The following is a 13,163-nucleotide window of genomic DNA, read 5'->3' on the forward strand; positions in this document are numbered from 1 at the left end:
TCGTTCGTGTTGTCACCCGTGAGTGCGCTGTACACGTTCTGGGCGCGCTTGAGCAGGACGCCCGACTTTTCCAGGGCGACGATGGTCTTGTCGAAGCTCGGTGCGTCTGCCGAATTCGCGWTGGCCTCGACCTCGGCCAGCTGCTGCTTCATGCCTTCTTCGATCGCCGGCTGGAAGTCGGCATCCACGATCTTGTCGAAGGGCGGTGCCTGGAACGGCAGCTCGCTCTGGGTCAACAGCGGATTGACGTGCGCCGCCGGCGTAGCGGCAACCGCCGCCGTGGTCGCGGCCGACGCAGGCGCGGACCCTGCCGGCGCCGGTGCGACAGCCTTGTCGGCGTCATTCGACGAGGAGCAAGCAGCGGTAAGGGCGATCGAGGTGGCGATCACGAGGCTACGGACCTTCAGCATGGGCAACGAATCCCTGACGTGGGCAAAGCGGCCACTCTAGCGGCGCGAGGCCGTCAAGGACAACGGCCATCGGTCAGGGGCCTGGTCAGGGTTAGCGCGTGTCGCGCAGCTCCCAGCTCGAACCGATCAGCAGGTTCAGGCGATGCTTGACGATGCGCATGGGCAGGTTCGTCGTCAACTGCACGTCCGTACGGTCGTTCGATAGCTCACCCTTCGCCGAGGCGCTTCCGTCCGTGACGCCGAGGCCCGGATCGACCTCGTCCGGCTCGGGTTGCTTGGCGCGCCAGCGCTGGAACAGGCTGTCGCTGCGCATGGCATCGGCGATGTCGGTGGCCAGTTTTTCCGGGCCGATGYCCTCGAAGGAAAGCTCGGGGTCGGGGCCCTTGGCCTTGCTCATGTCTTTTACGGAGAGGAAATAGGTCGTCATGGGAATCTAGTTATTCCGGGGCGCGTGAATTTGCCGTCAGCCGAGCGCATCGAGGTCGAGCAAAAGCGCCGCTTCGCGCGGTGCCACGCGATGAGGAAGCACGCCCAGGCACGGCGCAGGCAGCAGATCGCGCAATGTCGCGATGTTCTCCTCGCGCAGCGGCATGTCCGATTCGATGACGTTGGCGATCCAGCCCGCGAGCCGGCAGCCATCCGCCACGATGGCCCTCGCGGTGAGGCGTGCGTGACTGATGCAGCCCAGGCGAATGCCGACCACGAGGATGACAGGCAGGTTCCAGCGGCGCGGGATGTCTTCGGTCGACATGCCTTCACCCAGCGGAACCATCCAGCCACCCACTCCTTCGACGATCACCCGGTCGTAGTCGCGGGCGAGCGCCTCGAAACCCGCGTCGAGCGGCGGCCACACGATCGGTTGCCCCGCACGCGCGGCGGCCAGGTGCGGCGCGACCGCCTCCTCGAGCGCGATGGGATTGACCCGATCGTACGGCGGCGCCGGTGAGCTCGCCGCCTGCAGGTCGAGCGCGTCCTGGTTACGCAGGCCCTCCGGGTGCCGGGCGGATCCGCTGGCGATCGGCTTCATGCCGGCCACGCGTTCACCTGTCTCGCGAAAGGCGTAGACGAGGGTCTGCGCGCCGTGGGTCTTGCCGATGCCGGTGTCGGTACCGGCCACGAAGAAGTGTCGTGACATGAGGCCTGGAGCCTTGCGGGGGCGGGGACGTGGCACCATACACGGTCCCAGATACCGAATTCACCGGATAACGTCATGTTCGAAGCCAAGGCCATCGCCACCGACGACAAAGCCACGCTGTACGCGGAGCTGGTCCAGCAAGCCCGGGGCCTGCTCGCCGGCGAACCGGACATGATCGCCAACGCGGCGAACTTCTCGGCCCTGGTGTTCGACGCCGTGCCGGACATCAACTGGGCGGGCTTCTATCTTTTCGACGGCAAGGAACTGGTGGTCGGTCCGTTCCAGGGCAAGCCGGCGTGCATCCGCATCGCGATCGGCCGCGGCGTCTGCGGCACCGCCGCGCAGACGCGCGAAACCCAGCTGATCCGGGACGTCCACGAGTTCGCCGGCCACATCGCCTGCGACGCAGCGTCCAATTCGGAGATCGTGGTGCCGCTGGTCAAGGCCGACGGCAGCCTGCTCGGCGTATGGGATGTGGACAGCCCGTCCGTCGCCCGCTTCGACGACGAAGACCGCAAGGGCATGGAAGCGCTTTGCCGTGTCTTCATGGCGACCCTGGCCTGAGCCAGGGCGTTCAAGCCGATGAGGGGCGGGTCAGAGCTCGTGCGGTCGCGGTGTTGCCAGTAGCTCCATGACACGTGCGCGGGCCTCTTCGACGCCGGTCTTGGCGCTCGAGGAAAACACCTGCGCCGTACCCGGCACGTTGGTGTCGCGGAAATGCTTGCGCATGGCATCCAGCGCTTTCTGGGCCTGGCTGCGCGAGATCTTGTCGGCCTTGGTCAGCAGCACATGGCAGGGCAGCTGGGTGTCGGCGCAGAACTGAAGCATCGTGGCATCGAATTCCTTCAGCTCATGGCGGATATCCACGATAAGCACGATGCCACGCAGGCTGCGGCGCATCTTCAGATAGGCATCGATCTCGCCGCGCCAATGCTTGCGCATGGCCTCGGGCACTTTTGCGTAGCCGTAGCCGGGCAGGTCGACCAGCCGACTGTCGAGCGGCTCGGCCCCTTCCACTTTCAACCGCGGCAGGTCGAACACCACCATCAGCTGCGTGCGCCCCGGCGTCTTGGAGGTGCGCGCCAGCGCGTTGTGGCCGGTCAGCGCGTTCAACGCGCTGGACTTGCCGGCGTTGGAGCGCCCGGCAAAGGCCACCTCGGCGCCCTGATCGAAGGGCAGCTGGACGATTTCGTGGGCGGCCAGTACGAAGGTGGCGCCGTTCAGCGGATTGGAAGACATGAGGGGATAGCCCGCCGGGCGGGAAAAACGATGGTCGGGCAGTGTATGCGATACCGCGCCCCGTCGCGCGCTGATGCGGTTTGACCCGGCTCTCCCGAGCCCCTCATAATCTTTTGGTTGCGGCGCGTGGGGAAGCGCGCCCGATCCAGAAGCATCCCCCTTGGAGAGACTTATGAAGTTTCGGCACGCCGCCGCTGCCATCACCGCGATGCTCGTCATGAACATAGCCGCGGCCCAGACCGCAGCACCCGCCAAACCGGCCGCCGCGCCGGCGCCGGCGACCACCGCGGCGAAGCCAGGGGCGAATCCGGCGACCGATCCGGCCACGCCGGGCATGCCGACGAACGAAACGGCCACGGTCGCGCCCGGCGCTCCCGGCGGCGACGCGACGGCCGCGGTCAAGCCGGGCGATGCCACCACCGGCCAGGGCAAGGCCGCCGCTTGCGGTGCCTGCCACGGGCTGGACGGCAACTCGACCGACGCCCAGTACCCGCGCCTCGCGGGGCAGAGCGAGCAGTACATCGTTCGCCAGCTCACGGACTTCAAGGCAGGCAAGCGCCAGAACCCGATCATGATGGGCATGGCCGCGCCGCTCACGCCGCAGGACATGCACGACATCGGCGCGTATTTCGCCAAGCAGAAGCCGCTGCCCGGCGTCGCCGACAAGGCCCTGGTCGATCAGGGCCAGACGCTTTATCGCGAAGGCGATACCGCGCGAGGCATTCCCGCCTGCATGGCCTGCCATGGTCCGGACGGCCGCGGCAATCCGGGCGCCATGTACCCGCAGCTGACCAGTCAGCACGCGAAGTACATCGAAGCCACGCTGAAGTCCTGGCACGACGGTACCGCCTGGGGCGACGATGCCCACGCCAAGATCATGCCCTCGATCGCACAGAAACTGGACGAGAAAGACATCGCTGCGCTGGCCAGCTATATCGAAGGCCTGCACACGAACGAAGCGGCGGACGCACCCGCGACACGCTGATGGCGTTAAAGTTGGAAGATCGAACGGGCCCCTTCGGGCCCGTTCTCGTTTAGAAGGTTAGAAAAGGAATCCCGATGCGACTGCGCCTTCCCTTGCTCTGCGCCGCCCTGATCGGTCTGGCGGCCTGCGGCTCCGGTAACAACGATACCGCTGCACCCACCACGACTCCCCCCGCGGCTGCCGCCACGACGCCGACTCCCCCCGCGTCAGCACCGACGCCCGCAACGGCTTCGACGGCCGCGCCCGCCGCTTCCGGCAGCACCGCCGGCGAAGCCGCCCCCGCCGCCGCCCCGACGGCGGACGCCGACGACGCCAACCGTCCCGCCCCCAAGCCCTTCGTCGATGACGGCAAATGGGTCGAAGGCAAGAACTACTTCCGTATCGATCCCGCCCAGCCGACCAGCACGCCGGGCAAGATCGAAGTCACCGAGGTGTTCTCGTACGGCTGCCCGTTCTGCTACCAGTTCAACGGCCTCGTCGAGCAGATGGCCAAGGACCTGCCCCGTGGCGCGGTCATGACCTATACCCCGGCCTCCTTCCGCCCCGACGAGAACTGGCCGCTGATGCAGCGCGCCTTCCTCACCGCCCAGGCGCTCGGCATCGAGAAGCAGAGCCACGACGCCATGTTCGACGCGGTGAACAAGAGCGGCGAGCTGGGTATCCTGGACAGCACCTCCAACCGGCGCAAGCCCGAGACCGCGTGGCCGACCATCGACGATGTCGCGAAGTTCTACGCGAAGTACGGCGTGAAGCCGGAAGAGTTCGTCGCCACGGCCAAGTCCTTCACCATCACTACGAAGATGAAGCGCGCGGATGAACTCGTGCGGGCTTACGAGGTCGATGGGACGCCGGCGATCATCGTCAACGGCAAGTACCGCCTGTCGCCTACCAGCGCCGGTGGCTATCCGCAGGCCGTCGAGCTCACCCAGTGGCTCGTCAGCAAGGAAGCCGCGGGTAAGTAACCGCGTTCTCGACCTCTCCCGGAGATTTTCATGTTCAAGCGTCTCTCGTTCCTGTTCGTCGGCCTGACCCTGGCCACCGCCTGCTCGGCGGGTGGTGCCAATCCGGCCGCCGCCGGGGCCGCGCCCAGCTTTACCGACGATCAGTACGCCACCATCGCCGCGCCGGTGCGCCTCGATCCGAAGGACGGCAAGGTCGAAGTCGTCGAAGTGTTCTCGTACGGCTGCATCCATTGCTCGCACTACGAGCCGAAGGTCGAAGAACTGCAGAAGACATTGCCGAAGGGTGTGGTCTTCCATGCCATCCCGGCGGCGTTCAACGATGCATGGCTGCCGTATGCGCAGTCGTTCTACGCCGCACAGAAGCTGGGCGTGTTGCCCAAGACGCACGCCGCGCTGTTCCACGCCATTCACGACGAGCACTATCCGCTGCGCACGCTGGACGAGCTCGCGGACTGGTATGCCGCGAATGCCGGCGTCGACAAGGCCAAGTTCCTTGCCATCGCCGACAGCAAGGAAACGCATGACCGCATCATCGCCGATACCAAGCTGATCCAGGCCTGGGGCGTGGACGGCACACCGTCGATCATCGTCAATGGCAAGTACCGCCCCGCACAGTTCAAGGATTTCGACCAACTCAACGAGATGACCCTGTTCCTGGTCAACAAGGAACTCAAGGGCGGCAAGTAAGTCACTGAGCCGACGCCGATGCCCCCCGTTCACACGGCGGGGGGCATCCTCGGCAGTCACGGCCCGACGTGGTAACCATCGCGAAACCCATGACCCGCTCCTCGCCGAATCCGTCCTCCGCTCCCGAGCGCACCCTGCGCCTGCTGAGCTGCAACATCCTCGCCGGCGCCAGCGTCCAGCGTTACAGCGACTACGTCACGCGTAGCGTCAACGCCGTGCTACCCGGCCGATCGAAGCTGGCCAATCTCGATTCGCTGGCCGAGCTTCTCCATGAATTCGACGTGGTTGGCCTGCAGGAAGCCGACGCGGGGAGCCTCCGTTCCGGCTTCCTCAACCAGACCCGTTACATCGCCGAAGCGGCGGGCATGCCATTCTGGAGCCACCAGCCGAACCGGCCAATGGCCCGCGTCGCCCACTCGGCGAACGGCCTGCTCAGCCGCATCGAACCGGCCGAAGTCATCGATTACCCATTGCCCGGCCGAATCAAGGGCCGTGGTGCGCTTTTCGTAAGATTTGGCGAGGGCCCGGATGCGCTGGTGATGGTCGTGGCCCATCTTTCGCTCGGCGCGCAGGCACGCATGGGCCAGCTCGCCTTCATCGCCGAATTGCTTGCGCCTTATCCGCACGCGGTGCTGATGGGCGATCTCAATACCGAGCCGAACAGTCCCGAGATGCGCGTGCTCTTCGACAAGACGGCGCTGCAGATGCCGACCGTCAACACACTCACGTTTCCCAGCTGGAAACCGCGCCGCGCGCTCGACCATATCCTGACCTCGGCGGACATCAAGCTCGAACGCACGTGGACATTACCCCGTGCCTTCTCCGATCATCTGCCTCTTGCCGCCGAAATCCGCCTGCCCCTCGCTCTTGCCGAGGCAGCCGGCGCATCCCGACCGAGGTAACACGCGCCATGAAACCCAGCCTTCGCGCCGCCCTGCCCTGGGCCATCATCGTTCTGGTCGCCGCCGGCGCGGCGTGGCTTCGCTATGGCTTCATCGAGCCTTCGGACATGGCGCACGCCTGCGACAGCGCTGACGGCCCGTGGTGGTGCGCCACGCGTACCCTCGTCGTCGAGGGCTTCCTCAGCTATGGCTACGGATACGCGGCGGTGCTCATGGCACTTGTCGCCTTGTTCTGGCGCAATACGGCGGCAGCCGTGCTCGCCGCGAGTTTCGGCGTGATCGCACTGCAGCTCTACTGTTACGAGGGCGGCGCACTTGCGCTACTGATCGGCGCACTGCGACTGGTGCGCGTGCAGTACGACCGTCAGCAGGTTACCGCCGAAGCCTGACGGGCTAGTCGCGCCGCGCCCGGTACCAGGCCATCAGTACGGGCAACGCCAGGGCCAGGTTGAGCAGCATCCAGCCCCAGGACACGGCGTTCGCGCCCAGTTCCTGCACCACCACCGCGATACCCAGACCGGCGATCCAGATGCCCAGCAGTCGTTCTTCGACCAGCGGCATGAGGATGTCCTCACGCGTGCGCAGGACCGCAAGCAGCAGGAACCCCACGCACGGCAAGGCGAACAGGCCGATCGGGAAATCGCGATAGCGACCGTTGAACACCATCAGGATGCCGTAGAGCGCCAGTACGAACATCCAGAAAAACCGTTGCGGGGTAAACGCGTCCGACCAGACGATGCCCAGGCGACGGCGCTCGACAGGACGTGGCGCGATCGCCGCGGGGTTCACCGGCGAGGCCAGGCGTGATGCCAAGGCACGGGACAACGACAGCGCGGTCAGCAGCGCCAGAACGCCGACGATCACACCCGTCGCCCATTCCACGTTGTTGCGAGCGGAGAAAAGAAGAAGGCGTGCGTGGGCCGCCAGCGCCGTGCCGGTGGCGAAACCGGCGAGAACCAGGGCGAGCCAGCCCGATGCGCCGTGCCAGCGGCGCCGCACCGCACCCACGACGAGAAACAGCAGCGCGCCGACGCCACCGGCGCCGATGGCCCAGGTCCAGCGGGGCTCTTCGACGATCGGACCCTGCATGGCGAACTTCGGCTTGGCATCGGCATCGAAGATGCCCCAGTAACCGCCGACGGTGCCCTCGAGGTCACGCTTCCACGGCTGGTCGAAGGCCTCGATGACGTTGTAGGGCATGTCGACGGTGGCGGCGTAGTTGAGGAATTCGCGCATATAGCGCGCCTCGTTGACCAGACTCGCGCTCGCGTCGCGGCGCGTGCGCCCCTGACTCGGCCAACCGGTCTCGCCGATCATGATCGACTTGCCGGGAAACTCCTTTTTCATGGCCTGGTACACATCGGCGACGTGATGCACGGCGTCGGCCGGTGCTACGGGTTCGTCTTCCCAATACGGCAGGATGTGGATCGTGATGTAGTCGGTGTCCTTCGCCAGTTCCGGGTGTTTTTTCCAGAACTCCCAGACGTCGGCGTAGGTCACCGGGACGTCGGTCGCCGCATTCACGCGTGCGATGTGGGCGCCGAGGGCTTTCGGCGACAACTCGCCTCGCAGCAGCACTTCGTTGCCGACGACGATGCCTCGCAGCGTGTCGTGATCGCGACGCGCCGCATCCAGCGCGAGTTTGATCTGCTGTTCGTTCGCGACCGGATCGCGACCCAGCCACACACCCATCAACACCTTCATGCCGTAGCGCCCCGCAAGGTCCGGCACCGCTTCCAGACCCTGGTTCATCGCGTAGGTGCGCACGCAGTCGAAGCGCGTGGACAGGGCCTTGAGGTCCTCCTCAACGCGTTCGCGCGAGACAAAGGCGTGGGGGTCCATCGGGTTCTCGCCCTTCAGCCGGAAGGGCGCATACGAGACGCAGGCGATCCTCGCCGTGGGCGAATCCGGCAGCGGAATCGGGCGGCCGAGCGTCCACCAGTAGCCTGCACCAAAGAGGGCGGCGGCGATGAGGACGATCCATGCGAGGGGGCGCGCGAGGCGCGCGTAGGGCGTGATGGGCGGCATCCCGCTAGCTTAACGGGCCCAAGGCGTCAGGGCGATTCCAGACGGATGCCTTCGTTCATCCGACCTGCGCACCGCCTTCCCCTACAATCAGGCAGTACATCCCCCGTATCCCGTAAAGGAAGACCCGATGGCACTCGCCCCGGCAGCACGACGCGTCGATCGCTCCCTCCGCCTGCTGGGCGGACTCGCCCTCGCCGTCTGCGGGCTCGCCGTCAGCCTGTCCGCCCTGGCCAGTGGCACCGACGCCGAGCGCGCCCGCTTCCGGCAGGCCTATGCCGTCGCCCAACAAGGGGGTGATGCCTGGCGCTCGCAAGCGACGGGCCTGGAGGGCTATGTGCTCTTTCCTTATCTGGAAGCGGCATCGCTGGAACACGACCTGCGCACCCTCGACCGTGCCCCGGTAGATGCTTACCTGGCGCGCTACCCCGGGATGATTCCCRCCGCCGACCTGCGCAAGGATTTTCTCAGTGAACTGGCACGTCGCAAGGACTGGACGACCTTCAGTGCCATGTATCAGGCGGGCCTTGGTGATGCGCTGACCTGTTTTTCCTTGCAGGCGAAGCTATCGCGTGACGAGCCACTCGTCTTCGAACGCGATCTTGCCGACCTGTGGAAGAAGGCCAGCCTGCCGAATGCCTGCGATCCGGTCTTGTCGGCCGCCCACGACCAGGGACTGCTGACGCCCGAGCGTGTGTGGACGCGCATCCAGATTGCCGCGGATGCCGGCAAGGGCGGCACCGTTGCCGCGCTGGCGCCATGGTTGCCCGCTGACGACACGATCGCGGCCCAACGCATCGCCCAGGCCCTCAACGATCCRACCACTGCGCTAAGCGACGCCGCGAACTGGCCCGATACGCCGCGTCATCGGCAGGCCGTCACGCTCGCCTTGCAGCGCATGGCGCGCAAACAGTCCACCGTCGCCGATAGCGCGTGGAACTCGCTGTCCTCGCACTTCACGCTGAGCGAGCAACAACGCGGCGCGATCGAGAATGCACTGGCGCTGTTCCATGCCACGGACTTCGACGAATCCGCACTGGACCGACTGGCCGCCCTACCGCCTGGCGCACAGACCGACGCCACGCGCGAATGGCGCGTGCGGGTGGCGCTTGCACGGCAGGACTGGACCGCGGCGCTCGCCGCGCTGGATGCGCTGGGCGAATCCCAGAAGGACGACGGTGAATGGCGTTACTTCCGCGCCCTGGTCCTCAGCAAGCTCGGTCGTCAGGGTGAAGCCAAAGCGCTGTACCAATCGGTGTCCCAGGAAGCGACCTACTTCGGCTTTCTCGCCGCCGACCGTATCGACACCGCGTATGCCATCTGTCCCGCCACCATGGCGACCGACGAGCGTCGCGAGGCGGCGCTGCTGGCCGAACCGGGTCTCGACCGCGCCTTCGAGCTTTACGCCGTGGGCCTGCAGAAGCAGGGTCGGCGCGAATGGACGGCCGCCCTCGCCGGCCGCGACGCCGACACCCAGCGTCTCGCCGCCGACCTCGCCTTCCGCAAGGGCTGGTACGACCGCGGTGTCTTCGGCTTGTCGTCCGGCGATGCCCTGCGCCTCTACGAACAGCGTTTCCCGCTCGCCCGACAGGACGGCGTGGTCGAGCAGGCCAGCCAGGCGGGTATCGAGGCGCCCTGGGCTTACGCGATCATCCGCGCTGAAAGCGCATGGATGACGGATGCGCGCTCGGGCGCGGATGCCCGCGGCCTGATGCAGCTGCTTCCGGGAACGGCCTCCCTCGTGGCCAAACGGAACGGGCTTTCGTGGTCCGGCGGCGACAGCCTTTACGATCCGAGTACCAACATCGTGCTCGGCACGCGCTACCTCTCGCAGATGGCGGCGCGTTATAACGGCGCCCCCTGGCTGGCCAGCGCGGCGTATAACGCAGGCCCGAACAAGGTCGACCAGTGGCTCACTGCACGCGGCACACTGGATCCCGACCTGTTCGTCGTGAGCATTCCCTACAAGGAAACGCGCGAATACGTCGCTCGCGTGATGGCCTTCGCAGTGATCTACGACTGGCGTTTGACGGGCAATGCGTTGCCGATCAGCTCGCGGATGACCCGGATCGGCGCGGCTTATTCGCTGCCTTCTTCCGGCGCCCTGCGCAAACCGGTCTCGTGCCCCGCACCTGCCGCCGCCGTGGCACGACGTGGGCTGGACACCGCTCCCGCGGCGCCCGCCGTCATGCAGCCGGCGCCGGCTGCGGCGTCTTCGGCACCTGCCTCACCGGACGCCCAGCCATGACCTGCTTGGCGCCAGCCCCTTGCGGGCATAGGCTGGCTCCATGAAAACCCAACGGATCGTCATACTCGGGGGCACCGGCTTCGTCGGTGGCGCCCTCATTCCGCGCCTTGCCGCGGACGGCCATGAACTGATCCTGCTCTCGCGCAACCGGCAAGGCCGCCGTCATAGCGTCGTCGGGCGCAACGTCACGGTGGCCAGCGCGGATGTCTACGACCCTGCCACCCTGCGCCGTCACATCGCCGGGGCCGACGCTGTCATCAACCTCGTCGGCATCCTGAATGAGAGCGGCCGCAACACGTTCGAACGTGCGCATGTAGGACTGACACGCCTGCTGGTGGAGGCCTGCCGCGATACCGGCGTGCACCGCTTCCACCAGATGAGTTCGCTCAAGGCAGGTCAGGGGCTCTCGTCCTACCTGCGTACGCGAGGCGAAGCCGAAGCGTTGGTGAAGGCCTCCACCCTCGACTGGACCATCTATCAGCCGAGCACCATCTTCGGACCGAACGACGGCCTGGTCTCGCGCTTCGACAAGCTCCTGGCGTTCGTCCCGGCGATGCCGCTGCCCCGCCCCAACGCAAAGATCGCGCCTGTCTACGTGGGCGATGTGGTCGAGGCCATGGCGCGGGCCGTCGCCGATCCGACGATCTCGGTGTTGCGCACGTTCGAACTTTACGGCCGCGAAACCTGGTCGCTGATCGACGTGGTGCGCGCTATTCGCGACGCGCGCGGTCGTCGTCGCTGGATCATTCCCATGCCCGATGCGCTGGGCCGGCTGCAGGCGCAGTTCGCCCAGTTCGTGCCGGGCAAGCCGTTCACGCCGGATAACTTCCGCACGCTGCGCACCGACTCGGTCGGCAAGGTCGACGGTCTCGCCCAGCTCGGCATCGTGCCGCAGTCGTTTTCCGCGTGGCTGCCTCGCCTTCTCGGCCAACCCATTCGCCAGCGTCGGCTGGACGAAGCACGCGCGCGACGTCGCCCCTGAAGCCTCCCATGGACATCTATCTCGTTGGCGGCGCCGTCCGCGATCACTTGTTGGGCCGCCCGGTGGTCGATCGCGACTGGGTCGTTGTCGGTGCTACGCCCGAAGACATGCTATCCGCCGGCTACAAGGCCGTGGGGAAGGATTTCCCCGTCTTCCTTCACGGYGATACCAAAGAGGAATATGCGCTTGCCCGCACCGAGCGAAAGACCGGGCGCGGCTACCACGGCTTTGCATTCCATGCCGACCCGGGCGTCACCGTGGAGCAGGATCTCGAACGTCGCGATCTGACGATCAATGCGATCGCCCAGCACGAGGACGGCAGCCTGGTCGATCCCTTCGGCGGCGTCGCCGATATCGCCTCGCGTACGCTGCGCCACGTGTCGCAGGCGTTCGTCGAGGACCCGGTGCGCCTGCTTCGCGTGGCTCGTTTCGCGGCCCGTTATGCGCCGCTGGGTTTTCGCGTCGCCGATGAAACCATGGCATTGATGCGACGCATGGTCGACGACGGCGAGATCGACCATCTGGTGCCGGAGCGGGTCTGGGCGGAAACGCGCAAGGCGCTGAGCGAACCTGCGCCGTCCGTCTTCCTGCAGGTGCTCCGCGAGAGCGGCGCGCTACGCGTGCTGTTTCCGGAAGTGGATGCGCTCTACGGCGTGCCGCAGCGACCGGAGTTTCATCCGGAAGTGGACACCGGCATTCACATCGAACTGGTGCTCGACGCCGCCGCGCGGCTCGCGCCCGGCGACGCGCTGGTGGGCTGGTGTGCGCTCACCCACGACCTGGGCAAGGCCTTGACGCCGCCGGATGTGCTGCCACGGCACATCATGCACGAGCAGCGCGGTGTCGAACCCGTGCGGGCGATCTCGGCGCGATTGAAAGTGCCGGTGGAATACGCGTCGATGGCCGAACTGGTCTGCAAGCACCATCTCAACGCGCATATGGCGTTCGAGCTCAAGCCCGCGACCATCCTGCGTCTGCTCGATGCCGTCGGTTCGCTAAGGCGGCCGGAGCGTCTGGAAACGTTTCTTCTTGCCTGCATGGCCGACAAGCAAGGGCGGCTGGGTAGCGAAGAGGCGCCCTATCCGCAGGCGGATTTTCTACGGGCCTGCCGCATGGCCGCCGCCGCGATTACCTCGCAGCCGTTCGTCGAGAAGGGGCTGCAAGGTCCCGCCATCGGCGAGGCCATGAAAAAAGCCCAGGCCCACGCGATCGCATCCGTCCCGAAGCCCGCCGCCACCCCGCTCCTGTAGGAGCCGATTCATCGGCGAATGGGTGCTTGCCAAACCCTGGCCCGCTGCCGCGGGATCGCCGATGAATCGGCTCCTACACAAACTGGCCCGCTGCCGCGGGATCGCCGATGAATTGCAGTGGTCAAGCTTTTCTGGACACCGGTGTAGGAGCCTGAGCCGCCAGTTGCTCGAAGAGCACTGGCGGGATGTCGTTTAGTCGCGAGTGTTGCCGTTCTAGGTTGTAGTAGATCAGAAAGTCGGTCAGCTCCTTCTCGGCCTCGGCGATAGATGCGTAGCCTCCTTCAGGTACCCACTCGTACTTGAGCGTCTTGAAGATCCTCTCGATCACGGCGTTGTCC

General features: G+C 66.3%; 14 protein-coding genes and 1 pseudogene. 9 read left to right on the forward strand and 6 right to left on the reverse strand.

The genetic code is table 11. The features are described 5' to 3' along the window. The 3 genes and pseudogenes from AC1DSN_RS10290 to bioD all read right to left on the reverse strand — a co-directional run. Positions 1 to 410, reverse strand: a pseudogene (locus AC1DSN_RS10290) (dipeptidyl carboxypeptidase II); the annotation flags it as partial. A 91-nt stretch (positions 411 to 501) separates the two neighbouring features. Continuing rightward, positions 502 to 837 (reverse strand): hypothetical protein, encoded by a 336-nt coding sequence (locus AC1DSN_RS10295; RefSeq protein WP_477330578.1) that lies wholly within the window; start codon positions 835 to 837, stop codon positions 502 to 504. A gap of 36 nt (positions 838 to 873) precedes the next feature. Further along, a complete protein-coding gene (gene bioD, locus AC1DSN_RS10300) occupies positions 874 to 1,545 on the reverse strand; it encodes a dethiobiotin synthase (RefSeq protein ID WP_213949284.1) in 672 nt (223 codons plus the stop codon). A gap of 75 nt (positions 1,546 to 1,620) precedes the next feature. Between bioD and AC1DSN_RS10305 the strand changes: the two genes are divergently transcribed. Next, positions 1,621 to 2,109 carry a GAF domain-containing protein gene (locus AC1DSN_RS10305; RefSeq protein WP_213949282.1) on the forward strand — a complete coding sequence of 163 codons (489 nt, stop codon included), beginning with the start codon at positions 1,621 to 1,623 and terminating at the stop codon, positions 2,107 to 2,109. Positions 2,110 to 2,139: 30 nt separating this feature from the next. Here the strand turns inward: AC1DSN_RS10305 and yihA are convergent, their stop codons facing one another. Continuing rightward, complete coding sequence (gene yihA / locus AC1DSN_RS10310; protein WP_477330590.1) at positions 2,140 to 2,784, reverse strand: ribosome biogenesis GTP-binding protein YihA/YsxC; 645 nt, start codon at positions 2,782 to 2,784, stop codon at positions 2,140 to 2,142. A 217-nt stretch (positions 2,785 to 3,001) separates the two neighbouring features. Here yihA and AC1DSN_RS10315 point away from each other — a divergent pair, with 217 nt between their 5' ends. The 5 genes from AC1DSN_RS10315 (at position 3,002) to AC1DSN_RS10335 (ending at position 6,709) form a co-directional block, all read left to right on the forward strand. Then, positions 3,002 to 3,769 carry a c-type cytochrome gene (locus AC1DSN_RS10315; RefSeq protein WP_477330580.1) on the forward strand — a complete coding sequence of 256 codons (768 nt, stop codon included), beginning with the start codon at positions 3,002 to 3,004 and terminating at the stop codon, positions 3,767 to 3,769. A gap of 74 nt (positions 3,770 to 3,843) precedes the next feature. Continuing rightward, a complete protein-coding gene (locus tag AC1DSN_RS10320) occupies positions 3,844 to 4,731 on the forward strand; it encodes a thiol:disulfide interchange protein DsbA/DsbL (RefSeq protein WP_477295956.1) in 888 nt (295 codons plus the stop codon). A gap of 30 nt (positions 4,732 to 4,761) precedes the next feature. Next, complete coding sequence (locus tag AC1DSN_RS10325; protein ID WP_477295957.1) at positions 4,762 to 5,418, forward strand: thiol:disulfide interchange protein DsbA/DsbL; 657 nt, start codon at positions 4,762 to 4,764, stop codon at positions 5,416 to 5,418. 89 nt (positions 5,419 to 5,507) lie between these two features. Beyond that, positions 5,508 to 6,320 carry an endonuclease/exonuclease/phosphatase family protein gene (locus tag AC1DSN_RS10330; protein ID WP_063573255.1) on the forward strand — a complete coding sequence of 271 codons (813 nt, stop codon included), beginning with the start codon at positions 5,508 to 5,510 and terminating at the stop codon, positions 6,318 to 6,320. Between the two features lie 8 nt (positions 6,321 to 6,328). Next, positions 6,329 to 6,709 carry a hypothetical protein gene (locus tag AC1DSN_RS10335; protein ID WP_477295958.1) on the forward strand — a complete coding sequence of 127 codons (381 nt, stop codon included), beginning with the start codon at positions 6,329 to 6,331 and terminating at the stop codon, positions 6,707 to 6,709. A gap of 4 nt (positions 6,710 to 6,713) precedes the next feature. Here AC1DSN_RS10335 and AC1DSN_RS10340 read toward each other — a convergent pair whose 3' ends face one another. Next, positions 6,714 to 8,348, reverse strand: a complete 1,635-nt coding sequence (locus tag AC1DSN_RS10340) for a glycoside hydrolase family 17 protein (protein ID WP_477330582.1) — start codon at positions 8,346 to 8,348, stop codon at positions 6,714 to 6,716. A 127-nt stretch (positions 8,349 to 8,475) separates the two neighbouring features. Here AC1DSN_RS10340 and AC1DSN_RS10345 point away from each other — a divergent pair, with 127 nt between their 5' ends. From AC1DSN_RS10345 to AC1DSN_RS10355, 3 genes are read left to right on the forward strand one after another with little or no spacing between them, the layout of a single operon-like run. Beyond that, positions 8,476 to 10,593, forward strand: coding sequence for a transglycosylase SLT domain-containing protein (locus tag AC1DSN_RS10345; protein WP_477330584.1), 2,118 nt, complete (start codon positions 8,476 to 8,478; stop codon positions 10,591 to 10,593). A gap of 40 nt (positions 10,594 to 10,633) precedes the next feature. After that, complete coding sequence (locus AC1DSN_RS10350; RefSeq protein WP_477330586.1) at positions 10,634 to 11,575, forward strand: complex I NDUFA9 subunit family protein; 942 nt, start codon at positions 10,634 to 10,636, stop codon at positions 11,573 to 11,575. Between the two features lie 8 nt (positions 11,576 to 11,583). After that, entirely contained in the window at positions 11,584 to 12,825 is a 1,242-nt protein-coding gene (locus AC1DSN_RS10355; protein ID WP_477295962.1) for a multifunctional CCA addition/repair protein, read from the forward strand. A 121-nt stretch (positions 12,826 to 12,946) separates the two neighbouring features. Here AC1DSN_RS10355 and AC1DSN_RS10360 read toward each other — a convergent pair. Continuing rightward, positions 12,947 to 13,163 (reverse strand): integrase core domain-containing protein (locus tag AC1DSN_RS10360; RefSeq protein ID WP_477330588.1); only part of this gene is annotated, 217 nt, incomplete at its 5' end.

This window comes from Luteibacter sp. P4_D7_3 (assembly GCF_056401735.1).